Annotated in this window: 21 protein-coding genes; 14 read left to right on the top strand and 7 right to left on the bottom strand. The window is 49.3% G+C overall.

Annotated elements, in window-relative coordinates; all coding sequences use genetic code 11:
- Positions 1-145: 145 nt before the first annotated feature.
- A complete protein-coding gene (gene mqnE / locus AC50Y3_RS08815; protein WP_494818389.1) occupies positions 146-1249 on the bottom strand; it encodes an aminofutalosine synthase MqnE in 1104 nt (367 codons plus the stop codon).
- Between the two features lie 287 nt (positions 1250-1536).
- Here mqnE and trhA point away from each other — a divergent pair, with 287 nt between their 5' ends.
- Positions 1537-2181, top strand: coding sequence for a PAQR family membrane homeostasis protein TrhA (gene trhA / locus AC50Y3_RS08820; RefSeq protein ID WP_475836169.1), 645 nt, complete (start codon positions 1537-1539; stop codon positions 2179-2181).
- Between the two features lie 111 nt (positions 2182-2292).
- Complete coding sequence (gene erpA, locus AC50Y3_RS08825; RefSeq protein ID WP_494818390.1) at positions 2293-2655, top strand: iron-sulfur cluster insertion protein ErpA; 363 nt, start codon at positions 2293-2295, stop codon at positions 2653-2655.
- Positions 2656-2734: 79 nt separating this feature from the next.
- On the opposite strand, the gene AC50Y3_RS08830 is transcribed toward erpA, so the two are convergent.
- Positions 2735-3679 carry an aldo/keto reductase gene (locus AC50Y3_RS08830; protein ID WP_494818391.1) on the bottom strand — a complete coding sequence of 315 codons (945 nt, stop codon included), beginning with the start codon at positions 3677-3679 and terminating at the stop codon, positions 2735-2737.
- A gap of 182 nt (positions 3680-3861) precedes the next feature.
- On the opposite strand from AC50Y3_RS08830, the gene AC50Y3_RS08835 reads away from it, so the two are divergent.
- The 3 genes from AC50Y3_RS08835 (at position 3862) to sda (ending at position 5709) form a co-directional block, all read left to right on the top strand.
- A complete protein-coding gene (locus AC50Y3_RS08835) occupies positions 3862-4386 on the top strand; it encodes an accessory gene regulator B family protein (RefSeq protein WP_494818392.1) in 525 nt (174 codons plus the stop codon).
- Positions 4387-4635: 249 nt separating this feature from the next.
- Positions 4636-5310 carry a YheC/YheD family protein gene (locus tag AC50Y3_RS08840; protein WP_494818393.1) on the top strand — a complete coding sequence of 225 codons (675 nt, stop codon included), beginning with the start codon at positions 4636-4638 and terminating at the stop codon, positions 5308-5310.
- Positions 5311-5565: 255 nt separating this feature from the next.
- Positions 5566-5709 carry a sporulation histidine kinase inhibitor Sda gene (gene sda / locus AC50Y3_RS08845; RefSeq protein ID WP_494818394.1) on the top strand — a complete coding sequence of 48 codons (144 nt, stop codon included), beginning with the start codon at positions 5566-5568 and terminating at the stop codon, positions 5707-5709.
- A 361-nt stretch (positions 5710-6070) separates the two neighbouring features.
- On the opposite strand, the gene AC50Y3_RS08850 is transcribed toward sda, so the two are convergent.
- Entirely contained in the window at positions 6071-7072 is a 1002-nt protein-coding gene (locus tag AC50Y3_RS08850) for an NAD(P)/FAD-dependent oxidoreductase (RefSeq protein WP_494818395.1), read from the bottom strand.
- A gap of 340 nt (positions 7073-7412) precedes the next feature.
- Between AC50Y3_RS08850 and AC50Y3_RS08855 the strand changes: the two genes are divergently transcribed.
- Both AC50Y3_RS08855 and AC50Y3_RS08860 read left to right on the top strand, forming a co-directional pair.
- Entirely contained in the window at positions 7413-8606 is a 1194-nt protein-coding gene (locus AC50Y3_RS08855; RefSeq protein WP_091221094.1) for an NAD(P)/FAD-dependent oxidoreductase, read from the top strand.
- The gene (locus tag AC50Y3_RS08860; protein ID WP_091221092.1) at positions 8606-8860 is read left to right on the top strand and encodes a hypothetical protein; all 255 of its coding nucleotides are present in this window, start codon (positions 8606-8608) and stop codon (positions 8858-8860) included. Before AC50Y3_RS08855 ends, AC50Y3_RS08860 begins: the two co-directional genes overlap by 1 nt.
- 51 nt (positions 8861-8911) lie before the next feature.
- Here the strand turns inward: AC50Y3_RS08860 and hemQ are convergent, their stop codons facing one another.
- Positions 8912-9658 carry a hydrogen peroxide-dependent heme synthase gene (gene hemQ / locus AC50Y3_RS08865; protein WP_494818396.1) on the bottom strand — a complete coding sequence of 249 codons (747 nt, stop codon included), beginning with the start codon at positions 9656-9658 and terminating at the stop codon, positions 8912-8914.
- Between the two features lie 156 nt (positions 9659-9814).
- Here hemQ and AC50Y3_RS08870 point away from each other — a divergent pair, with 156 nt between their 5' ends.
- From AC50Y3_RS08870 to dnaI, 4 genes are all read left to right on the top strand, one after another.
- Complete coding sequence (locus AC50Y3_RS08870) at positions 9815-10120, top strand: YuiB family protein (protein ID WP_494818397.1); 306 nt, start codon at positions 9815-9817, stop codon at positions 10118-10120.
- Positions 10121-10212: 92 nt separating this feature from the next.
- On the top strand, positions 10213-11088 hold the full coding sequence (locus tag AC50Y3_RS08875) for an alpha/beta fold hydrolase (RefSeq protein ID WP_494818398.1): 876 nt from the start codon (positions 10213-10215) through the stop codon (positions 11086-11088).
- A gap of 112 nt (positions 11089-11200) precedes the next feature.
- The gene (locus tag AC50Y3_RS08880; RefSeq protein ID WP_494818616.1) at positions 11201-12724 is read left to right on the top strand and encodes a replication initiation and membrane attachment family protein; all 1524 of its coding nucleotides are present in this window, start codon (positions 11201-11203) and stop codon (positions 12722-12724) included.
- Between the two features lie 21 nt (positions 12725-12745).
- Positions 12746-13702 (top strand): primosomal protein DnaI, encoded by a 957-nt coding sequence (dnaI, locus tag AC50Y3_RS08885; protein ID WP_494818617.1) that lies wholly within the window; start codon positions 12746-12748, stop codon positions 13700-13702.
- 53 nt (positions 13703-13755) lie between these two features.
- Here dnaI and AC50Y3_RS08890 read toward each other — a convergent pair whose 3' ends face one another.
- The 3 genes from AC50Y3_RS08890 to AC50Y3_RS08900 all read right to left on the bottom strand — a co-directional run bounded on the left by AC50Y3_RS08890 (position 13756) and on the right by AC50Y3_RS08900 (position 20443).
- Complete coding sequence (locus AC50Y3_RS08890; protein WP_494818399.1) at positions 13756-15291, bottom strand: S-layer homology domain-containing protein; 1536 nt, start codon at positions 15289-15291, stop codon at positions 13756-13758.
- Positions 15292-15372: 81 nt separating this feature from the next.
- On the bottom strand, positions 15373-19266 hold the full coding sequence (locus tag AC50Y3_RS08895) for a bifunctional 2',3'-cyclic-nucleotide 2'-phosphodiesterase/3'-nucleotidase (protein WP_494818400.1): 3894 nt from the start codon (positions 19264-19266) through the stop codon (positions 15373-15375).
- 157 nt (positions 19267-19423) lie between these two features.
- Positions 19424-20443 carry a sulfate ABC transporter substrate-binding protein gene (locus AC50Y3_RS08900; RefSeq protein ID WP_494818401.1) on the bottom strand — a complete coding sequence of 340 codons (1020 nt, stop codon included), beginning with the start codon at positions 20441-20443 and terminating at the stop codon, positions 19424-19426.
- 387 nt (positions 20444-20830) lie between these two features.
- Here AC50Y3_RS08900 and AC50Y3_RS08905 point away from each other — a divergent pair, with 387 nt between their 5' ends.
- Genes AC50Y3_RS08905 through cysW form a run of 3 tightly spaced genes read left to right on the top strand, consistent with a single transcriptional unit; the run spans position 20831 to position 23777 of the window.
- Entirely contained in the window at positions 20831-22006 is a 1176-nt protein-coding gene (locus AC50Y3_RS08905) for a sulfate ABC transporter substrate-binding protein (RefSeq protein ID WP_494818402.1), read from the top strand.
- Positions 22007-22033: 27 nt separating this feature from the next.
- The gene (gene cysT, locus AC50Y3_RS08910) at positions 22034-22882 is read left to right on the top strand and encodes a sulfate ABC transporter permease subunit CysT (protein ID WP_494818403.1); all 849 of its coding nucleotides are present in this window, start codon (positions 22034-22036) and stop codon (positions 22880-22882) included.
- A gap of 13 nt (positions 22883-22895) precedes the next feature.
- On the top strand, positions 22896-23777 hold the full coding sequence (gene cysW / locus AC50Y3_RS08915) for a sulfate ABC transporter permease subunit CysW (protein WP_494818404.1): 882 nt from the start codon (positions 22896-22898) through the stop codon (positions 23775-23777).

Below are 23777 nucleotides of genomic sequence, written 5' to 3' on the forward strand. Positions count from 1 at the left end.
TCTTTGTGTGCATAAAATCTTCTGCATTTCGTAGTTTTTTGCGGCGCCGGAAGCCGGCGTCCGCTGTTTGCTCTTACCCGTAGTATACGCCTCTGCGACTTAAGCCATCAGTGCTTGTCTTATCCAAAGCTATGGCAATACCTGCTTATTCGAAAACCTTCACTTCGTTGTAGAACGTATCGCGTTCAACCGGAATACGACCGGCACCCTTAATGAGCCAGATCAAATCTTCGCGTGTAATGCCTTCAGGCGTAAGCGCGCCTGCCGCATGGCTGATCCGTTCTTTCACCATTGTACCGTGCACGTCGGATGCGCCCATTGTAAGCGCAACTTGCGTCAGCTGTGTGCCGATGTTGATGAAATACGCTTTAATATGCTGGAAATTATCAAGCAGCAGACGGCTGATCGCAATAGCCTTCAAATCGTCAAAGGCGGAGTTGCGGCGGCGGATACTCGCTTTCGGGCTGATCGGCTGCATGGAGAGCGGGATGAACACTTGGAAACCCTTCGTTTCATCTTGAAGCTCACGAATTTGAAGCATATGGTTGACGCGATCTTCGGTTTTCTCGACAGATCCGTAGAGCATCGTTGTGTGCGTGCGCAGTCCAAGGTTATGTGCAGTGCGGTGTACCTCAAGGTATTGGGAAACATCAGCCTTGTCTACGCGCATTTTTTTGCGGTATTCATCAGACAGAATCTCCGCGCCGCCGCCGGTTAAGCTCTGAAGGCCGGCTTTCATCAGCTCTTGAATAACTTCTTTATAGCTCAGGCCGCTAATCCGCGAGAAAAAGTCGATTTCCGCAGCGGTATACGCTTTGAGCGCAACATTCGGGAAACGATCATGCAACGCTTGAAGCGAATCAACGTAGTATTGGAAAGGCACATGCGGATTGTGGCCGCCGACGATATGGAATTCACGTACATCGGGATGAATATGCTTCTCCACATATTCGATCATTTGTGCGCCGGTAAGCGTGTAAGCACCTTCTTGTCCTTCATCTTTGCGGAAGTTGCAGAACGCACAATGAGCTTCACAAACATTTGTGAAGTACAGGCTCATATTTTCGATAAAATAAACTTTCCGTCCGTTTTTCTTCAAGTTGACTTCGTTCGCCATTTGACCGATGGTGAGCAAATCGTCGGAACGATATAGAAATTCTCCATCTTCCCGAGTGAGACGTTCGCCAGCACGAACTTTCTCGACTATGGCTTGCATTCGTGTAGCATCTGTAGGTATTACGACATTCATAAGAGTATCCTCCCAGTCCGCCGGGCACTCATTTACAGGTCCGGTGTATAATGTATAAATTGAAAAAAAACAACATTGTGAAAAAAATTACTTACCCTAACTCCAAAAACCCCACACAAATAACTTCCCTTATTATAAACCTCATCATGAAGAGCGGCAACTATTAAGTCATGCCAGAGGACCTAATGGATGGAAGCAAGCGGAGGCGGTTTCCTTTTGATGTCGTGTAATATGGGTTACAATAGGGAGCAACGAGCAAAACAGTTCAATCAGAATGAGGTGGTTTCATGGCGAATACATACACGTATTCACGTAGGGAAGAAGTGGCCAACGCAATCACGCATGGCTTAGGTGCTGTATTAAGCGTGGCAGCGCTGGTGCTGCTAATCGTGTTTGCCGCAATTAAAGGAAATGCTTCGCATGTGGTCAGCTTTACGATTTATGGCTCTATGATGCTGCTGCTGTATATTTCGTCTACACTCGTCCATAGCTTTCCGGAAGGGAAAGCGAAGAACGTTTTTGAAATTATGGATCATTCCTGCATTTATTTGTTTATAGCCGGAACGTACACGCCGATCGTGCTTCATATCGTGCAAGGCGCAGCAGGTTGGACGCTATTCGGCATCGTATGGGGACTCGCATTGTGCGGCGTAGTGTTCAAGGCATTTTATGCTTCCAAGTTTCTGTTCACGTCTACGCTGCTCTATATTGGTATGGGTTGGATTATCGTATTTGCTTGGGGGCCGCTTAAAGCGCATCTGGCGCCGGGCGGTTTGCAACTTCTCATTATCGGCGGCGTGCTGTATACGGTAGGCACATTGTTCTATGTTTGGCGGAGCTTCAAATATCATCATGCGGTATGGCATCTGTTTGTACTCGGCGGCTCGGTGCTGCATTTCTTCGCGATTCTGCTGTATGTGCTGCCTGCTTGAGCCTGCTCCAACGCATGACAATAGGGTTGTACGCGTATTGAGTCCTTCGGCAAAGTGGAGTATACTATAAAATATATAGTGAGTTAATTGCAATATTACAGGAGGGATACCATGATTAATATAAGCGAGACTGCAAACGAGAAAATCAAGGAAATGCTGGAGGCTGAAGAGTCACCTGAGCTGTTCCTGCGCATTGGCGTTAAGGAAGGCGGATGCAGCGGTTTCTCTTACGGCATGGGCTTTGACGATGAGCTTAATGAAACAGACAAAACGATGGAGTTCAGCGGTTTGAAGGTTGTCGTGGACGGCGACAGCATGAAATACCTGAACGGCCTTGAAATTGACTATAAAGAGTCCGCAATGGGCGGCGGCTTCACGATTAACAATCCGAATGCATCAGCAACATGCGGATGCGGTTCGTCGTTCCGTACAGCAACGGATGCAGGTAAACCGGCTGAAGCCGGCGAGTGCTAATCGTTCTGATGAAAAGTAGAAACCTCCCGGGGATTGGATCTCCGGGAGGTTTCTTCGTGTTCACATAGCATAGCGATAGCTAACCTACTGCAATAGCCCGAATCTCCGCCATGACTGCCTCATCAAGCTCGACATCAATGGCCGGAAGGACGCTGAGAATATGGCTCGGCTTACGTACGCCGACTAAAGCGCTTGTGAGCGCAGGGTGCGCGAGATCATAAGCGACGGCAAGCTGCGGCAGCGTAATGTCGTAGCGCGCCGCGATCATTTTGAGCTTCTCGGCTCTGTCCACGTTGCTGCGGAGGCCCTCACCTGTATGCGCTTTGTTGCGCGAACGCCAATCGTCTTCGCCGAATTTGGTGTCATACGTATAGTTGCCGGACAGCAAGCCGGAAGTCAGTGGGCTGTATGCGACTACGCCGATGCCATTGGCTAAGCAGAATGGAAGCAGCTCTTGCTCGGCAGCCGGTCGCAAGATCGAATAGGGAGGCTGCAGCGAATCAACATGTCTAACCGTGAGCGAGCGTTCCAGCTGCTCCACATTGTAGTTGCTGACGCCGACATATCTGACTTTGCCATCCTGAACAAGCTTGTCCATCGCGCGCATCGTTTCTTCGGCTGTTACTTCGCTATCCGGCCAATGCATCTGATACAGATCAATATAATCCGTACCGAGCCGCTTCAGAGAGGCTTCCGCTTCCCGGATGACGGAATCGTATGCACCGCTCTTCGTAATTGTGCCGGACTCATCCCAAACTAAGCCGCATTTTGTCGCGATAACCACTTTATCACGATCGCCGCGGAGCGCTTCGCCGAGTACGACCTCCGAGTGTCCAAGCCCATAAACGGCTGCCGTATCATAGAAATTAATGCCTGCGTCAAGTGCCGCGCGGATGCTTTCCACGGATTGCGCATCATCTTGATTGCCCCAAGCGCTCGCCCAGCCGGCGCCTCCGATTGCCCATGAGCCAAAACCGATTACGGAGATCTCAGGACCATTCTTGCCTAACTTACGATACTTCATCGTGGATTCACTCCTTCATTTGGGTTACGTTCCCATTATAATGAACCGGAAGCCAAGAAGAAAGAAATCATCCGGATAGTGATTTTGCAGAAGAAGCTTCTCTGCTATACTAGTAGAAATTAGAAGTAAGAGACCAACCAGACCTACATCGCATGTAACCCCTGCCCGAGAGGAACGTGAAGATGCTTCAGAAAACAGCCGCATCACTGCACGCCAAAATGACCGCGAGCGGGGCGGTAGCGCCGTCCATCCCTGTCATCGTTTATGCGCTTGAAATTATGTTAAACACCGTCTCCATTGCATCACTGGTACTCATTATTGGACTTGTGAGCGGTGAGCCGCTCAAGACAGCCGGGCTGTTAGTTGTCTTTGCCACCATTCGTTTTATATCCGGCGGGTACCATCTGCCTACGAATGTCAGCTGCATTGTAGCTTCCACAATCGTACTGGCCGTAATCCCGCATGTCGCGATTCCGGAGATATGGATGTATGGACTTACAGCTGTTTCACTCGTGATGATGGCCGTGTTTGCGCCAGCAAACTACGACAAATACGCGACAATATCGCCCAAATATTATCCGCTTATGAAGGGGATCGCTTGTCTGATTGTGGCATCGAATTTCTGGTTCGGTTCAGAGATGCTGGCTCTCGCATTTGCGGTGCAATCCTGTTTCCTACCATTTAAAAGCAAGCAGCTGGAAGAATAGTCCTAAGCGGCTTTCCATAAAGAACTGCAGTCAAACACCCGGTAAGACGTGCTTATAACGTCAATACCGGGTGTTTTTCGTGCGGCAAATGTCTCCCCATTCATTGCCCGGGCAATACTGGGCGCGATTTCTGCTCTATCAGCCTATTAAATAAGGCGAGTTGACCCTAACAATCATCCAAGAGATAGATGTCTGCGAGGCATATGCTGTCAACTATAGAACAGATGTAAGAAAGGATGGGATTAGTGAATGGTAACGGAACAGGGCAGACAGTTGGCGAGCAAATGGGCGAAAACGGAGGCGTTGTTGTCGCATAGTCGTATTGCGCCGCATATTCCTCCAACACGCATGTTCTCGAAGGTGAACTTAAACAGCATGCTGCAATCTCATGGCATGGTCGTTATCAAGCCGGTATGCGGAGCAGGCGGCAACGGCGTTATTAAAGTGTCCAAAGAAGCGGGTACCTACAAGTATACCTACTATTCCAAAACAAGCCGTTTCAGCACATTCAATGGTATGTATCAGTCTTTGCTTTCGAAGAAGAGCTCCCGCCGCTATTTGATTCAGAAAGGAATTAGTCTGGCTACCATCAGCGGCAGACCGATCGATTACCGTGTCAAATACGTGAAGCAGGCAACAGGGCAATGGGCGATTACGGCCATCGTAGGGCGCTTAGCCAAACCTGGCTTATTCGTGACGAATATATGCCGAGGCGGTACTTTACTCAGCGGTTCTGAGGGAATCAGAAGATCATTCTCCAGCGGCGCGGTTGTTTCCAAGAAGCGTGAAATGCGGCTGCTCACTCAACTTTCCACGGAGGTGCTCGAAGGCCGGTTTCCGGGGATTGGGCAGCTAGGCTTCGATTTCGGCATTGATCGAAACGGGAAAATCTGGATTTTCGAAGTGAATACGAGGCCTCAATAGTAGTTAACCGGATTTAATATAATAGATTAATAGGTTGATAGAGTATCATTAAAGTTTTTTATCAAAAGTGGTTTTTGTCGGGCTGTGTATAACCGTATCCACAATATCCTCATCGGTATTTCCTCATTATTCGACGATTACCCACATCTTACCAACACGCTGTCCACATGTGTTTGTGGATAATCGGAACGCTTGTTCCTTCCTATTTGGACATGCTAAGATGAATTTGGAATAAAGAGGGAAGGAGTGGAGGATATGGATCAGCTGTCAGACGACCTTTTGCTCGATGCCTACAACGCAGCACACAAGTTCGAATTGGATCCGGAATTTATTCTTTTGCTGAGCGCGGAGCTGAAACGCAGACAACTTAATCCGGAAAATTACCGCAATACTGCCTAGAACTCGTCCCCGATTCAGTGCCACTTAGAAACAAAAACTTCAAACGTCTTCACACAGTTTGAGCAATATACGATATGTCCGCAGCTCTGTTCCGATTGTGACAATGAAGGAATCGTCTCGTTATTTGTATACGTGTCAGGCTGATAAGGTGCGTAGGGACCGGCAAAGTCTTCTAGCCGACCATAATCATCAGTTTGTAGGGAGCAAACCGGACAGATAGCCGTAAGCTGCTCCAAGCCATTGCAGATGGGACATAACATAGATAAGGGTACCCTCCTTTGCCATTGCGACGTAAATCAGCATGTCAGGCTAAAGACTAGGATACCCTTTTTTGATTTGTAATACGTGTTGAAATTCGAGGTTACAGCTTCATATTGCTGCTGTGTCCAGGTGAGAGTTTAGCGGAAGGATCTACATAAACCTTGGCATTGTTAATGGCTGTCGGCGCTTCGCCGAAACCAACGGCAATCAGCTTCAGTTTCCCCGGATACGTAGTGACGTCGCCTGCGGCGAATACGCCGGGGATACTCGTTTCCATGCGCGAGTCGACAATGATGGAGCCGTTATCGATTTCAAGTCCCCATTCGGCAATCGGGCCAAGGGAAGAGACGAATCCGTAATTCACGATGAGAGCATCAACAACGGCTAGTTCTGTGATTTCGGAAGTTTTGACATGCTGCAATGTCATGCGGTCGATGTGGTGTGTGCCATGCAGGGAGGTAATTTCATATGGTGTTAATACGCGGACAGTGGAGTGCAATAAATTCTCGACGCTGTGCTCATGAGCTCTGAATTTATCTCTGCGATGCACAAGCGTAACACTTGCAGCAATCGGCTCTAGCATCAGCGACCAATCGACGGCCGAATCGCCGCCGCCGGTGACGACTACATGCTTGCCTTGAAATTGGTTCAAATTGCTGATGAAATAATGCAAATTTTTCTTCTCATATTGGGCTGCTTGCTCTAATTCCAGTCTGCGGGGCTCGAATGCGCCGACGCCGGCAGTAATAATAACGGCTTTGGCAAAATGCGAGGTTTTGTCCGTCACGATCTCGAAAGAGCGTTCATCATGCTTGATCACGTTGACGACTTTCTCTTCCAGGTGAATGTCCGGCTTGAACAGTTCCATCTGTTTCTTCAATTGCTCGACAAGCTCGCCTGCGGTTACTTTCGGAAATCCAGCCACATCATATATATGCTTCTCCGGGTATAGCGCGGCTAGTTGGCCTCCCAATTGAGGCATGCTTTCGATAATCTTAACTGAGGCCTGGCGCATACCGCCATAGAACGAAGCAAACATACCGGTAGGACCGCCGCCGATAATCGCGATATCGACATGCGGGGGATTAGCTGAGTTGGACACAGTTGACACCTCCAAAAAGGTAACAAAATGAACGAGCGCATGCTGCCTTACACTTGGATGAATCTTCTTGTACATTATATCTGTTCGACAAGCTATGAGGAAATAAGAAAATTGGGAAATTGGATGTTATTCTAAATATTTTCGTATAAATTACCCTTGAACTTTAGTGAAAAAGTTTGTAATATGTGAGGTATTAGTATTCGATTTGTCGAAAATAGACACGGACTATTCATAAAAGTAGGCTAAGGGTCACACACTAACATTATTCATTGTCTGTGTTTGTGTAATTTTTCACAAAGTCTGTAAAGAAAAAGAAAATACGAATGGATGGGATCCTGCGATGAGCAACATACCGAAAATTGTTATTCTTGGTGCCGGTTACGGCGGTATCTTGACAGCACTGCGTCTTCAAAAAGAACTGAACTACAATGAAGCCGATGTTACGCTTGTAAACAAGCATGACTACCACTACTTCACAACACATTTGCACATGCCTGCAGCGGGTACGGACAAAACCGAAAACGCGCGCGTGAGCATCTCCAAGCTGATTGACGAATTCAAAATCGATTTCGTTAAATCGACTGTTGTTCAAATCCGCACCCAAGACAAGAAGGTAATTCTTGAAGACGGTACGCTCTCCTACGATTACCTTGTAATCGGCCTTGGCGGCGAGCCGGAAACGTTCGGAATTCCAGGTATGCTTGAGCATGCAATGAATATTCGCAGCATTAACTCCGTTCGTCTAATCCGCGAACACATTGAGTACCAATTTGCACGTTACAAACGCGAACCACACCGCACAGATTACCTTACTTTTGTTGTTGGCGGCGCCGGCTTCACAGGTATCGAGTTTGTGGGCGAGCTTGCTGATCGTCTTCCGGAGCTTTGCAAGCAAAACGACGTGGATCCTTCGCTTGTTAAACTATATAACATTGAAGCTGCTCCAACTGCGCTTCCAGGTTTCGATCCGGAGCTCGTTGAGTACGCTATGCAAGTATTGACGAAGAAAGGCGTTACATTCCGCATCGGAACAGCGATCAAAGAATGTACTCCTGAGGGCGTAATCGTTGGCGACAACGAAGAAATCAAAGCAGCAACTGTCATTTGGGCAGCCGGCGTGCGCGGTAACCGCTTGATCGAAGAAGCAGGCATTGAAACGATGCGCGGACGCGTTAAAGTGGATGAGTCGCTTCGCGTACCGGGCCACGAGAACATCTACGTTGTTGGTGACAACTCCCTGATGTTCAACCCAGAAGGCCGTCCGTTCCCGCCAACTGCACAAATCGCTATGCAACAAGGCGTAACTTGCGCACACAACCTGGTGGCTTCGATTCGTAACCAACCGCTTAAGAAATTCGAGTTCAAGAACAAAGGTACAGTTGCATCCCTTGGTAAAGGCGAAGCAGTTGGTCTTGCATTCGGCAAGAAATACAAAGGCGGCGTAGCTGCATTGCTTAAGAAAGCAATTGATGTTCGTTACCTATACATTATCGGTGGCATTCCACTGGTACTTCGCAAAGGTAAATTCCTGTAATGCGACACTGCAGCGTGCAGGTTCGTGGTTTGCTGACGCGCGATGAACTGGATCGGTACAACGCGCTGATGGAAGTCGGCTCCTTCTTGGAGTCGCAGAACCGTTACGACTTGGCATATACGGTGCAGAAGGAAGTCGATATTCTCATTTTGCCGGGGATTGAGCGGCTTAAGGAGAAGGGCAGGGAGCGCGACCGTCAGACGGAAGCATATCTCGAAGCAAAGCGTCTCCTCGAAGAAGACGACGAAGACTAAACAAATAAAGCGGATGAGGCGTCCTGAGACGTTTCATCCGCTTTTTGTAATTTAAATGGCGAACAGCTCTTGCAGCTTCTCGTCTGTCATTCGGTTGCCGACATAGAAGTCGCCGAAATCACCGAAGCGCGCGCTAACTTCATCGAAGCGCATTTCATAAACGAGCTTCTTAAACTGCAGGGCATCTTCCGCGAACAGCGTAACACCCCACTCCCAGTTGTCGAAACCGACGGAACCGGTAATGATTTGTTTGACTTTGCCTGCATAGGTGCGTCCGATCATCCCGTGGCTGCGCATCATCGTGCGGCGCTCGTCCATGCTGAGCATGTACCAGTTGTCGTTGCCTTCGCGGCGTTTGTTCATCGGGTAGAAGCAGATATGGTTCCATTTTGGCAGAATCGGTTTCAGTCTAGCCAGAATTTCCGGATTTTGCATGGGGTCTGTGCCTGCAGGTGCCATATAGTTGCTCAGTTCCACAACGCTGACATAAGAATGAGCCGGAACCGTGAATTGCGCAAAGGTTGTTTTATTGAATGCATTCTCAATGGCGTTGAGCTCTTCCAGCGTTTCGCGCAGATGCATCATGACCAAATCCGCTTTCTGGCCGACGATGGAATAGAATGCCGTGCTGCCTTGTTTATTATCTTCAATCGTTTGCCATTCGCTAAGGAAGGATTGAAGCTCGTCCAGTGCAATGGCACGTTCGCCTTCATCCGCAAGCTTCCATGCTGTCCAATCTATCGAGCGAAAATCGTGCAAGGCGTACCAGCCTTCAAGCGTTTGTGCTGCTTCACTCATTATGATCTCTCCCTGTCATTTATCTTTGTCGTTTACATTGTATCGTAACGCAGCAAAAGAGAGCAAATGACGGACTTGTGACAACACGCCCGAATGAATTGACTTCGGATGTGCCATCTACTACACTATTCGTAGCGAAAGGGGCAGACGACTCGGATGAACGGTGACGTTAATATTTTACAGCTGGTAATTGCAACAGTATTGTTTTTTGTCATGATGTTTGGAATCGGATTTATTCTGAATATGCTGCTTAAAACAACATTTTTCCCGATCTACTTATTTATTCTCGTACTCGTTCCTATTTTTATTTGGCAAACATGGGACGATGCGAAGAGCGTATCAGGCAATTTCACATCGTTTACTTTTGTAGATATTTTGCCCGCGATCGGTGCGCTGATCGGCGCTTATGTAAGTGGTGCGACCATCCGTGCGCTGCGCAAAGGCGGATACAAAATGTTCTAACATGAAACATCAAACGGCATGGCCATACTAAGGAAAATTCGCAATCAGCATGTACCTATCTATGCTGACAACGAAAGCCGAGGTGTTGCGCTATGCCGTTTTTGAATATTGGCGATACCGCACTGCATTATCATCAAGACGGTTCCGGGCAAACGCCTGTCTTATGCCTGCATCCGCCATGCCTGACCAGCCGGCTGTTTACAACTGTGCAGGAGAAATTAACGTCGAGTACCAACCTAATCCGCTTCGATATTCGCGGTCATGGATACAGCGAGGCGGGAAGCGGGAAGCTAACGTTGGCATTAATAGCAGAAGATATGAGAAGGCTGCTCGATAAACTTGGCGTGAAGCAAGCTTATGTGTGCTCTTATGGAGCAGGCTCGTTCCCGGCTCTGACGGCTTTGCTCGCTTATCCTGATCGATTCTTGGGCGGTATAATCGTGTCCGGCGCTTCCGCCTATACGGATATTGTTACGCGTTCTAAGCTGCAGGCTGCCTTTATCTCCAGCATTCTGACTCCGAAGGGACCGATTGCCTTCAAAGCAGCTTGGTCGGAAGCGGGGACCAAGTCCTCTTTCGAAGAGCTGCATGCAGAAGCAAAGCTCGGTGACTCCACGAAGTGGCGGGAATATACGGCGGCTTGTTTGGACAGTTCCTTACAGAAGAGGCTATCTCAGCTTAAGCAGCCCGTTCTGGTTTTGTATGGCACAAGCGACAAGACGGGGCAGAATTATGCTGCCGAGCTTCAGCGCAGATTGCCAAACAGCGAGCTGTACGGCATCATCGGGGCAGGTAGGCAGCTGATAATGAAGGAGCCTGTTACGACAGCGTTTGTCATGACACAGTGGCTGGCGAAACAGGAGCATCCTGAAATCGCCGATACGTTCGAAGAGCGAGAAGCCTTGCTGGATGAGCTGATTAGCAAAGGTGTCCAAGAAGGGACAGCCAATACGACCACACATCATTAGATTTGCGAAAGTTCCCTCAAGCGGGGGAATTTTCTTTTTTCTGTGCCTCAAATGCAGGCCTCTTTTATGGTAAACTAGTAGGAAGAATAAAAGGCGGATGGAGTCAAATGAGATGCGGATCGGCAATTTGCACCACTTTACAGAGCATCATCGATGCTACATCTTTCGCGATTTTTCATTAAGTGCTGTTGATCGGAAAATGGTCGGATTGATCTATCAATCTATGATCGGCGCGTTCGCGGCAGGTTTCTATCAATTTCTGTATCAGCAGGTGCCTGACGATCGGGTCGGTTATTCTCCGCTAGAACCGCAGCGCAAACTGCTGCTGGGGCTTGGGCTTGAAATGAATGAACGCGGCAGGCAGGATCTTGTTAATCAAGCATCTAAGCTGGAAGCGGTCGGCCTTCTGCAGGTGTCGAGACTTGGTGTACCGGACAATGACGACGTCGTTTACGAATATGAGTTAGTGAAGCCATTATCGCCGGATGAATTTTTCGGAAGTCCCCATTTGACATTATTGCTTCGCGATAAAGTTGGTAAGCATTCCGTTATAGCCTTGAGGGAATCCTTCTATGCGAAGGAATCGGATGAGCTTGCCAGCGTGGAGCTGCAGCGCGATAATATAACCGTACCTTTCTATGAGCTGTTCCGATTGAATACGCAGGGCATTGACTTGGAGCTTGAACAGGCACTGACAGAGGTTGCACCGGCAAGACAGCCTGCACCGAAGCAGCAGCTGGAAACAGCAGGTATCGGGTACGGCGATATCATCATGCGGTTCCCGCGCAATGCGGCGAACAGACATCATGTCGAGCGGCTGCGCGGTGATCATGAAACGGTTGCCCAGTTGAATTATGTAGCGTATAAATACAATCTAACCGTCGTTGATTTGGTACGGCTGCTTGATGAAGACAATGTATTCTCCAGCAAAGGCGAGCTGCTTATCGATGAGCTTCAGCTGCGGGCGAATCAGATGTACCGTCAAGATCGGAAACGCACCGATGAGCGGCAGCGTTTATATGGACGAGTTGCTGCTGCGAAAGCGGAGAACAGCTCGGAAGACAACGGAGATGAACCGCCGGATGAAGTGGCCGTACAGGCGGAGCACTATATGGAGGTTCCAACGCAGCTGGCTGGACGCTGCGATATTCATCAGTACAATATGCTGATGCGGAATGAGCCGCATACGCGCTTTATATCACGTTTTTTCCCGGGTGCTGTCCCGGAATGGCTAATTCGAGAATTTGAGAAAATTGATCTTAATTATCGTCTTCAAGGCTCTGTTATTAACGTACTCATTCATTATGTACTTGGTCTTAACGATGCGCAGCGAGTTACGAAAACTTATATCGACGCCGTTGCGTCCAACATGCTTGTTAAAGGGATCGATTCGTTCGAGAAAGCGGTCGGCTATGTACGTGAGCAGGTGAAGCTCGAGAGCGAGAAGGAACGCCGCCGCGACGGCGTGCAGCAGGCTCCGAGAGGGAATACGGGGGGCGGCACCGGCGCACCGCGCGGACGCCGTAAACCGGCAATTCCAATCATGCCCGAAGCGCCAAGCGGAGCGCCGCTCTCAGCGGAGGAGATGGAGGAAATCCGGCGAATGGCTCGCAAGCTGGATGGGAAAACGACGTAATTGAGGTGAAGGTTTATGGCGATGGAATCGCTGGGCGATTTGCTCAAGCAGATGCCGGGAGGCGGAAGCGCACTGAGGCAAGCGGATAAGTTAATGGAAGAGCTGCTTGCTGATCCACTCGTCGGCAAGCTGCGATCCAAGTATCCGGAGCTGGATAACGATACGATCCGGCTGAATTTAAATAAAATTTATCAATGCACCAAAGAATTTCGGATTTGCAGCAACTGTCCGGGCCTTGATCAATGTCCGAATGATTTTGAAGGACACTATACAGAGCTAAGCTGCGAAACCATCGGCGGCCGCGTTCAATTGAACGACCGTAAAGTGACCTGCAAGAAGCTGATTGCCAAACAAAGCGAGAACAAGATTCGCAGCCGTATACGCAGCTTCTACGTGGATGACCGTGCATTATTGGAAGGTTACTCCGCCGATGAGATTGTATCGAAAGATATCGAACGGATGAAAGCTGTCGGTCAGATTATCAAGTATATTAACATAACCAAGGAAAGCGGACTCCAGAAAGAAGGGCTCTATTTAACCGGGTCGTTCGGTACGGGGAAAACATTCCTCATGTGTTATATGCTCCATGAGCTGGCTAAGGCAGGCTTCACAGGCGCGATCGTGTACATGCCGGAGTTTGTGGAAGACTTGAAGTCATTGATGCTGGAGCAGGGGAAGCTGAAGGAAACGGTCGATCTCATGAAGGAAACGGATCTTCTGATCTTCGATGATATCGGAGCGGAGAACTTGAATCCGTGGGTGCGGGATCATGTTCTGGGTGCCATTCTGAATTACAGAATGAACCGCAAGCCGACGTTCTACACGTCCAATTATGGGCTTGATGCCATTGAACAGCATTTCAGCTTTACGAACAAAGATGGCGACGAGCTGCACAAAGGGCAGCGGCTGATGGATCGGATTCGTCCGTACGTCCAGCCGGTCCATGTGACAGGCCACAATAAACGCGGTCTTCGTTGATCGCCGCATATACAGAAGAAGAGCCTGCCGTCATAGACGGCAGGCTCTTTGTATTACGCGCGGAACAATAAGTTGTAGAGCACTTGTGCCGATTCTGCTCGTGTTGTATTGCTGCGTGGGGAGAAGCGTTGATCACTGCCAACCATAAGCCCGGCATGCACGGCGGCTTGAACCGCATCTTTCGCCCAGCTGCTGATTGTATTCTTGTCTTTGAATGCATCGATATCCGTGGCGCTGCCACTGGCTTGGCCGTGCTGTTTCTCATAGACGCGAGTAATCATGAGGGCCATTTCTTCGCGGGTGATCGGCTTGTTCGGTTCAAACTTCCCAGCGCTGGTGCCGGATGTGATGTCGTTCTCGTAAGCCGCAGCAGTCGCATCAGCATACCAGCTGTCCGCTTTGATGTCGCTAAACGGCGCTGCGCCTGTCGCTTTCAGACCAAGAGCACGAACGAGCATCGTAACAAATTCGGCACGCGTTACTTTGGCTTTAGGTCCGAAGCTGTCTGCGGATATTCCTTGCACGATATGCTTCGCAGTCAGTTCCTCGATCACATCGGCTGCCCAATGAGTCGTAGGCATGTCGGCAAACTTCTTCGTGTACGAGAACACGCCGTATTTGCTGAAATGGCCGATTTCGGCAGTCAGTGTGTTTCCTTTGAGCGTGCCGCCGATATATTCGATCGTACCGAGATCCGAGAGATAATAAATCCCTGTGAGACGGGCATCCGCGCCTTCAGTGAGCTGTAGCTGAAGCGTGACCGGTTTCGTGAAGCTGCTTAGTTTTTTCGTCAAACCATCCTTGAATACGACACCAAGGTTCAGTTCAATGACTTGCCCTTGCGGCGTAAGGCCGGTTCCGGCTTTACCGATCTTATCAACGGCGGAAGCGGCTTCACTGCTTGTCAGCTTGCTGAATTGAAGCGAGAGACTGGCATCCTTATCGGAACCGGCTAGTGCGGAGAGTGCACTTAGCACTTCCTTCGGCAGCGTAACGGCGCCATTCGGGAGGAGAATACGGAAGCTGTTATCGCCGATGGTTTGAATAACCGAAGCAGGAATTTGGATGTCCGATTTGGCGGAATTAACCTTGCTGGCATCCAACGTGGCGATGCCGTTAGCAGCGGAGGAGACATCGGACAGCTCGAAATGTACGGATGTAACGCCATCAGGTACTGTCGGCAGGTCGGTATCCCCGGGTGTGGGAATACTGCTGCCATTTGAGGCTATCGTAAATGTCTTAGTGGAGACATCAGAGCCTTGTCCGGCGATGATCTGAAAGTTGCTGCCGGCAGCCACATCACCGGACAGTTGAAATGTAGTGGAGTAACGGCCATCGGCTGCTTTCACGATATCAAAGAAAAGGATGGTGCCATCCGGACTTAAGACCTTTACGATGACATCAGCAGCATTAGTTGTGCCACTGATCGATACGGAACTACCGGCAAAGACATTGGTTACTGCGTCAATTGTCGTGCCGGCAGCTAGTGGGGCTGAACTGTCAGCATAAGCAGCTAATGGAGCTGCGACAGGCACAGCTAACGCCAATGACAATGACAGTGCCGTTAAGATGAATGCTGTTCTCTTCAACTTGATGCTCCTTTCTAATGTGGTGACCCGGACGGAGCAGATGATTCAGCTGAGTCCGGGCTCACCGCCGTTTAACCTGATTTATGGGGTCGTATTGATATTCGTGATGCGGCCCTTCACAGCCGCTGTAATCGTACCGTGATTGAACGTGTTCAGAACATAGTAGTAGAATGCATCGATATCGGTGGGACCGGCTGTTGGATTTTTACCCTGTGTCAGAACGGTATAGTTGTCGCCGCCGGCTGCCATGAAGTTATTGACTACCGCTGTGTATTCAGCCGTGTCGGAAATGGCTGTTCCGTCTTCTTTCGTTAAGGAGACGACACGCTCTGCAATTGGTTTGCTGAAATCAGCCGTATAACGAAGTCCGGAGATTTGCAGTGTTTTCGTACTAGCTGCTGTTTCTCCCCATTGCTGTTGAAGCAGCGTCTTAATTTGCGCACCGGTCAGTGTCATCTTAACCAGCTGGTTCCCAAACGGTTGAATACGGAACAGATCGGAATAGAGCACGTTGCCAAGCGGCAAATCGGCTCGGATACCGCCTGGATTCATGAATGCAAAGTCAGACTGCATGGCATCTTTCATGGCATCGGCGATCAAGCTGCCAAGCGCGATTTCTTGCGAATAGGCATTTGCTTTCAGATAAGCAACCTCAGTGGAGCCGACCGGCAGCGAAAGCTCGGGATGTCTGCCCAGGGAGGCTTGTACCAGAGCATTAACTTCAGCATCCGGTGTTTTGCCGGCTTGATTGACGTCCACAATGGTCGCTTCCTTCTTCACGATATCATGCGTTAGCGGGTCGATCTCAAGATCCACATCGGCAAATGCAGTACCGTAGGAGTAGGCTTGGAAGATGAGCTTGTTGTCGACAATTCCGTTCACTTTCGCATGGTTGTCGCCGGCGAAAATAACGTCAATCTCATCGCTTACGGCGTTAGCGAGATCAGCTGCCTCGCCGGTAATTGTCGTACCGCTCTGTGAAGCAGGATCATGAGCAAGAACGACGATGGCTTTGACCCCTTGCGCGGTTAAGGCATCAACAGCTGCATTGACAACCGGAGCTTGATCCACAATATTTACCGGTGCAAGCGCGGAAGGAGAAACTTTGCTAGGCGTCAGCATCGTAACAACCCCGATGAAACCGATTTTTTCTCCGCCGACTTCTTCAATGGCATACGGCGCGATGATAGGCTCGCCTGTCACTTTGTCGAGCACATTGGCATTTACATAATCGATTGTCGTCTTTGAATGCGTGATGCTCGTATTGATTGGATCTTGACCGCCATTTAATTGAGCCATAAGGGCAGGTACACCTTGATCAAACTCGTGATTGCCGAGCGTCCCAACTTTGAATCCGAGAAGTTCCATGAAATCGAGTGTAGGTTTATCTCGCTCAAGCGATGAAACCGGAGAGCTTGCACCTACCGCATCTCCATTGTGAACGAGCAAGGTGTTTGCCGGATTTGTTGCTTTGTATTGCTTGAGATAAGTTGCCAAGTAGGCAGCTCCGCCCAGAACATTGTCGCCGACAGTGGTGGAGTAGTCCAACTGACCGTGGAAATCATTGATACCTAGCAGCTGGACTTTCACATTCTCACCCGGCTGTGTTGTATTCCCGTGAAGATCAAGCTTGTAGATGCCGAATCCTTTCTCATCTGTCCGCTCAAGTGAAGTGATCTTCGGATTCGCGTTCAAGTAGGTTTTCGCAGCCGGTGAAGTTGTAAATGTAACGTTAACATCACCTTCAACAGGTGCAATCGACCAGTTGTTGTCAGCGGCCGGATCGATCGTCCCCTGCTCCGTGATGTAGTCCATAAGAACTTGACGATTCTCGCTGGCGGAATCCAGTACGAGCGGAGAACCTTTCACACCCGGGAAGTTGCCTCCGCCGTTAACGCGGTAGTTGTTGCTGATCACGATGAAGTCTTGATCAGGATCAACCGGTTGATTGTGATAGTTCAGGTTAACAATCCGGCTGGACGCAGCATCGTTAATGGTACCGTCTTTGGTGTACTTAGCCGGCTTAGTGACATCTACCTGATAAGTGACGCCATCAATGACATCGAAGTTGAATACCGGGAAGGACGGGTTTAGCAACGATTGCTCTTCGGTCTTGCCTGGATCGATCTGATTGAACATACCGGCAGACATTTCAAGCCATTCCTTCACGACGGAGCCTTTCACTTTAATGGCCTTCAGCGTGTTGTCGTAGAGATACAAATCGCTGGCGCTCTTAATTGCAAGATCGCCTGCTTTAATATCCGTATATTCGCTTGGACCATTGCGGCCAGCCTTGAACGGAGCGCCTACAGACAGAATCGGAAGATCCTTGTCCGGCGAATTCTTCGTATTCAATTCCTGCTGTACGAACCATTTCTGAGCTTGCGTGACGATTTGAACGGATGGGTCGTCCTGTACAAGCGCGAAGTAACTGTAAATTGGAGCAGATGTTTGACCGATCGCTTGGTTGGTATAGGCGATTGTCGCTTCATGCTCGGTTTTAATTGCATTTACGATAGCAGGGTCTGCATCAACGAGAGGCAGCTTAGTAACGCTGTCATAAATATATTTGTTGGAGGATTGCGAATTTGTAACTTTCCATTTGCCGTTGGTTTTGTTCAGCGTCAGGTCGATGATACCGAGATTGCCGCCGCCGAAGCCGGCTTGTACAGCAGCAACGCCATTGATAGTACCTTTCGTATTATCGACGCCCAGAAGAGGGTTGCCGCTCGCATCCTTGAAGAGCGGATCAAGCGCGCTCACGCTGGCTGCCGGGAATACCTTATGGGTATGCGAGAACGTAATGGCATCGATGCCTGCAACTTTACTCAGCGGGTAAACCGCATCTTCCGCACCTGCGCCGGCCACAGCATTACCATTAAAGCCGGAGTGAGTGAGGGCAACGACGACTTCCGCGCCTTCCGCGCGCATTTGAGGAACGAATTTCTGGGCTGTCGCTACAATATCCTTCGTAATGACTTTACCGTCCAGATTCCCTTTATCCCAATCCATGATTTGCGGCGTAACGAATCCGATGAAGCCTACTTTTACGGTCTGTGTTTGACCATTCTCATCCTTGAACGTTTTGTCCATAATGACGTACGGTTTGTACATATTGACGTCGTTACTTTGATCGGCATCATGATCGTCCACATAAACGTTTGCATTGACGTATGGGAATTTAGCATCATCAGTGGCTTCATTCAAATAATCAAGACCATAATTGAACTCGTGATTGCCGAACGTTGCAATATCGTAGCCCATCAGGTTCATCGCTTTATAGGCCGGATGTACGTCGCCGTCTTTGAGCGGCGCTACTTTAGCCATATACGTGCCGAGCGGCGTGCCTTGGAGCAAATCGCCGTTATCGACTAGCAGCGAATTCTTCACTTCTGAGCGTGCTTGCTTGACCAATGTGGCTGTTTTGACAAGTCCGACATTCTCTGCGGGAGCATCCTTGAAGTAATCGTAGTTCATGAAATTGGTGTGGACATCCGTCGTTTCCATGATGCGCAGCTTCAAGGTCGAACCGATTGTAATCGGATCAGCCAGACTATTGCCCACCTCTGTGAGCGATCCGCTGTAGGAGTCAACGACAAATACTTTGACGGAAAGGCTGCTTCCTGACTTATTGAAATGAGCCGTCATTTTCTCGCTGCCCACAATATCCTTCGTCAGAGCTGCAATTCCGATGGGTACAGCGCCATCGAACAGTTCAAATATAACCGTTTCTTCGCCGGCATGTCCTACAGAAGAAGGCGTCACAACGGCACTTGCCAGAACACCGCCGGAAGTATCCATGACTGCGTTTGTAATTGTAAATGGCCGATCATCGGCAACGTTCACCTCATTCACTGAGGCTTCAAGGGCGGCTTGTGCGTGTACAGGGGTCGGAAGATAAGATGATGTCAGAAAGCCTGTGAGAAGGGAAGCGGCGATAGCAGCCCGCGACATTCTCTTGCGAAAAGGAACCATTTTCTAGTTACTCCACCTTTCAATTGGTATAAGAATATTGTAGCAACCGAGGTATTAAATTGGGTTAAAGATTATGTTCTATTCTTGTAAATCAGGGAATGTATAGAAAAAAACCGTACATCGGTTAGGATGTACGGTTTTTTTTGTTGAGATGCTATTAAGGTTTGTAAATATCGTCGAACACGCCGCCATCGTTAAAGAACTTCGTTTGCGCTTTGTTCCAGCCGCCAAAATCACGGATGTTCGAAAGCTCGACGTTTTTGAAGTTTTTCGTGAATTCCGCAGCGATTTTCGTATTTGTCGGACGGTAGAAGTTTTGAGCAACGATACGCTGGCCGGCATTGGTGTAGAGATAGTCGAGATAAGCTTTGGCTACTTCGCGTGTACCGTGTTTCTCAGCGTTCTTCGTGACGACAGCAACCGGAGGCTCCGCAAGGATACTATAGGAAGGCGTTACGATTTCAAAATCCTTACCATGCTCTTTCAGCGCCAAGTAAGCTTCATTCTCCCAGGCTAGCAGTACATCGCCGATTCCGCGTTCAACAAAAGTTGTAGTCGAACCGCGGGCGCCGGAATCCAGCACCGGCACGTTCTTGAACAGCTTCGTTACGAATTCTGTTGCTTTCGCTTCACTGTTATTGTTGTGTTTCAAAGCATAACCCCATGCAGCAAGGAAGTTCCAGCGGGCGCCGCCGCTTGTTTTCGGATTCGGCGTAATAACGGACACTTTATCCTTAACCAGGTCGTTCCAATCTTTAATCTTCTTCGGGTTCCCTTTGCGTACTAGGAAGACGATTGTAGATGTGTATGGCGAGCTGTTTTTAGCAAAACGCGATTCCCAGCCGTCATTGATCAGCCCGGCTTTCTGAATAGCGTCAATATCATAAGCGAGTGCAAGTGTGACAACATCCGCTTGCAGGCCATCGATAACGGAACGAGCTTGTGCGCCGGAGCCGCCATGCGATTGCTTAATGGTAACCTTCTGCCCGGTTCTAGCTTTCCAATAAGAGGCGAATGCTTTATTGTACTGCACGTAAAGCTCGCGAGTCGGATCGTACGAGACGTTCAACAGCTCGATATCCGGTTTAGCCGGTTTCGTTACGGCTGCAAAGCTGGTTGAGGATAAGGATAGAATTAATGCCAGTACGGTGATCGTGAGTAGCAGTTTTCTCTTCATTTTACAACTCTCCCTTTATTATAGTGCTCCATCCCGATCTGACTGATTGGACAAAAAAAGGAGGCCCAGGCAGAATGCACCCGTGAAGTGAAACTTCAGGCTGCTGTTACTTTGCCGGGGACTCCGGTGGACCGGTGGGCTCGATGGATTTATCATAAGCTGACAATTCCTACCTGTCAACTGTGAATTGAAAAGATTTCTAAATTAAGCAAAACTAATCCCTTTCATAAATAATGTTAAAAAAATGATTGACAGGACAGCTTATCCATTGCTATCATCATCCCATAACCAACTAAACAGGTAGGATTAATTCTATTTCAACTACCGGTCAACGCGGAGTGGGAAAGCGTTAGTTATCTGAAATAAGATGATGAGAGGTGCTTTTACATGACAAACATGAAAAAGAAGAATGCCAAGTTTACGCTCCACACGCTGTTGATCTTTATTGTATTCGCCCTTGCGCTGACCGGCTGCGGCTGGGATTCAAATTCTCCAGCAAACACAAACCAAACAAATGCCAATGCAGGTACAGCTAATGATACCAACGCAGGTGCAACCAATACTACTACCAATGCAGAGGGTACGGAGCCAGCAGCCGATAATACGGCAACCTCGGAATCGACTGAACCGATCGAGCTGCTGAATGTTTCTTACGACCCGACGCGTGAATTATATGAAGCTTACAATAAACTGTTCGCCGATTATTGGGAGAAAGAGCATAACCAGAAAGTAACGATTAAACAATCCCATGCCGGCTCCGGCGCTCAATCACGAGCGGTCATTGATGGACTTAAAGCCGATGTTGTCACCCTCGCACTCGGCTATGATATCGACGCAATTGCTGAGAAGGGCCTAATCGATAAGGATTGGCAGCAGCAGTTCGAGAACAACAGCGCTCCATATACTTCAACAATCGTGTTCCTGGTCCGTAAAGGCAACCCGAAGCAAATCAAAGACTGGAACGACTTAGTGAAGCCAGGCGTGCAAGTTATCACGCCAAACCCGAAGACAAGCGGCGGCGCACGCTGGAATTATCTCGCAGCATGGGGCTACGCGCTTAAACAGAACAATGACGATGAAGCGAAGGCACAAGAATTCGTTTCCGCGCTCTATAAGAACGTACCGGTACTCGATTCCGGCGCACGCGGTTCCACAACGACCTTCGTAGAGAAGGGCATCGGCGATGTGCTGCTTGCTTGGGAGAATGAAGCTCTTCTTTCCGTGAAAGAGCTTGGTCCGGATAAATTCGATATCGTTTATCCTTCCATCAGTATTCTTGCAGAACCGCCGGTAGCCGTTGTCGATAAGAACGTTGATAAGAAAGGCTCACGCACCGTTGCGGAAGCTTACCTGGATTACCTGTATACCGAAGAAGCACAGAAGCTTGTTGCACAGAATTTCTACCGCCCGCAGCTGGCATCGGTAGCGGAGCAGTTCGCAGACCAATTCCCAGAGATGAACCTGCTGACGATCGACGGTGATTTCGGCGGCTGGGCTGTTGCACAGAAGAAACATTTTGCAGACGGCGGCGTATTTGATCAAATCTACGCACCCGGCTCATAAGCGAATCGATAGGAGCTGACTCTTCTCATGAAAAGTTCCATCTCAAGCAAAGCGAAGCCGCGCAGCATATTGCCGGGTTTCGGACTTTCCCTTGGATTCACGATCTTCTACTTAAGCGTACTGGTCATTATCCCGTTAGCCGGTATCTTCGTGAAAACCTCCGGATTAACGCCGGCTCAGTTCTGGCATACGGTGGCTAACGCACGAGTAATCGCATCCTACAAAATCAGCTTCTTCACCTCTTTCTATGCTGCACTAATCAATCTCGTATTCGGACTCGTCATCGCCTGGGTGCTGGTTCGCTACAAATTTCCGGGGAAAAAGCTGGTCGACAGCCTAATTGATTTGCCCTTTGCACTGCCAACCGCTGTAGCCGGCATTGCATTGACCGCAATCTACGCACCAAACGGCTGGATCGGTTCTTTGCTTGAACCGCTCGGTATTAAAGTGGCCTTCACGCCGCTTGGCATTACGTTAGCTCTCATTTTTATCGGCTTGCCCTTCGTAGTACGCACCGTGCAGCCAGTGCTGCAGGATCTGGATAATGAAGTAGAGGAAGCGGCCGTTATGCTCGGCGCATTCCGCTGGCGGACGTTCCGCCGGGTCATTCTGCCGGAGCTGATTCCGCCGCTGCTTACCGGATTTGCGCTTGCTTTTGCCAGAGGGATTGGGGAATACGGTTCCGTCGTCTTCATCTCCGGCAACATGCCGATGAAGACCGAAATCGCGCCGCTGCTCATTATGACGAAGCTTGAGCAATACGACTACAAGGGAGCGACAGCTATTGCGATGGTCATGTTAGTCGCATCGTTCCTGCTTCTTCTGTTAATCAACTACTTGCAGTGGCGGAGCAATCGCCGCGTTATTGCGGAATAGGAGCGTGTAAACTATGGCTGGTGCAGTTACGGTTCATCTAACCGAGAAGTCCGCGCAGCGTCCGAAACATATTAACGAGTCTGCCGGCATTCGAATAGTACTCATCTCCGTCGCGCTGCTGTTCCTGGTGCTTGTGGTGCTGCTGCCGCTGCTGTCGGTTTTTATTGAAGCTTTCAAACGCGGAACAGAGGTCTATGTAGCCGCGTTGAAGGATCCCGATGCCTGGTCGGCACTAAGGCTGACTTTATTGACAGCAGTTATTGCCGTACCGCTAAACACAGTATTCGGCGTTGCCGCTGCTTGGGCGATCAGTAAGTTTCGGTTTCGGGGCAAAAACGTACTTATTACATTGATTGATTTACCTTTTGCCGTGTCCCCGGTCATATCGGGATTGGTCTTCGTGTTATTGTTCGGTGCACAAGGCTTCCTCGGACCGTGGCTGTCGGATCATAATATTCAAATCATCTTCGCATTACCCGGTATCGTACTTGCGACAACATTCGTTACGTTCCCGTTCGTTGCCCGCGAACTCATCCCGCTGATGCAGGCGCAAGGCGTGCAAGAAGAGGAAGCAGCCGCAAGCCTTGGCGCGAAAGGCTGGCAAATCTTCTGGCGCGTAACGCTTCCTAATATTAAATGGGGATTGCTCTACGGCATCATTCTCTGTAATGCGAGAGCGATGGGGGAGTTCGGCGCCGTGTCGGTCGTATCCGGCCACATCCGCGGCGAGACGAACACGCTGCCGCTGCACATTGAGATCCTGTATAACGAATATCAATTCTCTGCATCGTTTGCGGTGGCTTCCTTGCTGGTTATGCTGGCACTGGTGACGCTGGTCGTGAAGAGCTTCATCGAATGGAAAACCGCTCAGAAAACCCCGAAAGAGGAGGGCTAA

The sequence above is a fragment of the Paenibacillus sp. J22R98 genome (assembly GCF_059383835.1).

Bases quoted from the DNA above. Each gene is read 5' to 3' on its own strand.
- AC50Y3_RS08905 (WP_494818402.1), top strand. From the start codon at position 20,831: ATGACAAACATGAAAAAGAAGAATGCCAAGTTTACGCTCCACACGCTG.
- AC50Y3_RS08840 (WP_494818393.1), top strand. From the start codon at position 4,636: ATGGTAACGGAACAGGGCAGACAGTTGGCGAGCAAATGGGCGAAAACG.
- sda (WP_494818394.1), top strand. From the start codon at position 5,566: ATGGATCAGCTGTCAGACGACCTTTTGCTCGATGCCTACAACGCAGCA.
- cysW (WP_494818404.1), top strand. From the start codon at position 22,896: ATGGCTGGTGCAGTTACGGTTCATCTAACCGAGAAGTCCGCGCAGCGT.
- trhA (WP_475836169.1), top strand. From the start codon at position 1,537: ATGGCGAATACATACACGTATTCACGTAGGGAAGAAGTGGCCAACGCA.
- AC50Y3_RS08830 (WP_494818391.1), bottom strand. From the start codon at position 3,679: ATGAAGTATCGTAAGTTAGGCAAGAATGGTCCTGAGATCTCCGTAATC.
- dnaI (WP_494818617.1), top strand. From the start codon at position 12,746: ATGGAATCGCTGGGCGATTTGCTCAAGCAGATGCCGGGAGGCGGAAGC.
- cysT (WP_494818403.1), top strand. From the start codon at position 22,034: ATGAAAAGTTCCATCTCAAGCAAAGCGAAGCCGCGCAGCATATTGCCG.
- AC50Y3_RS08870 (WP_494818397.1), top strand. From the start codon at position 9,815: ATGAACGGTGACGTTAATATTTTACAGCTGGTAATTGCAACAGTATTG.
- AC50Y3_RS08875 (WP_494818398.1), top strand. From the start codon at position 10,213: ATGCCGTTTTTGAATATTGGCGATACCGCACTGCATTATCATCAAGAC.
- AC50Y3_RS08835 (WP_494818392.1), top strand. From the start codon at position 3,862: ATGCTTCAGAAAACAGCCGCATCACTGCACGCCAAAATGACCGCGAGC.
- AC50Y3_RS08860 (WP_091221092.1), top strand. From the start codon at position 8,606: ATGCGACACTGCAGCGTGCAGGTTCGTGGTTTGCTGACGCGCGATGAA.
- erpA (WP_494818390.1), top strand. From the start codon at position 2,293: ATGATTAATATAAGCGAGACTGCAAACGAGAAAATCAAGGAAATGCTG.
- hemQ (WP_494818396.1), bottom strand. From the start codon at position 9,658: ATGAGTGAAGCAGCACAAACGCTTGAAGGCTGGTACGCCTTGCACGAT.
- AC50Y3_RS08855 (WP_091221094.1), top strand. From the start codon at position 7,413: ATGAGCAACATACCGAAAATTGTTATTCTTGGTGCCGGTTACGGCGGT.
- AC50Y3_RS08900 (WP_494818401.1), bottom strand. From the start codon at position 20,443: ATGAAGAGAAAACTGCTACTCACGATCACCGTACTGGCATTAATTCTA.
- AC50Y3_RS08880 (WP_494818616.1), top strand. From the start codon at position 11,201: ATGCGGATCGGCAATTTGCACCACTTTACAGAGCATCATCGATGCTAC.
- AC50Y3_RS08895 (WP_494818400.1), bottom strand. From the start codon at position 19,266: ATGGTTCCTTTTCGCAAGAGAATGTCGCGGGCTGCTATCGCCGCTTCC.
- mqnE (WP_494818389.1), bottom strand. From the start codon at position 1,249: ATGAATGTCGTAATACCTACAGATGCTACACGAATGCAAGCCATAGTC.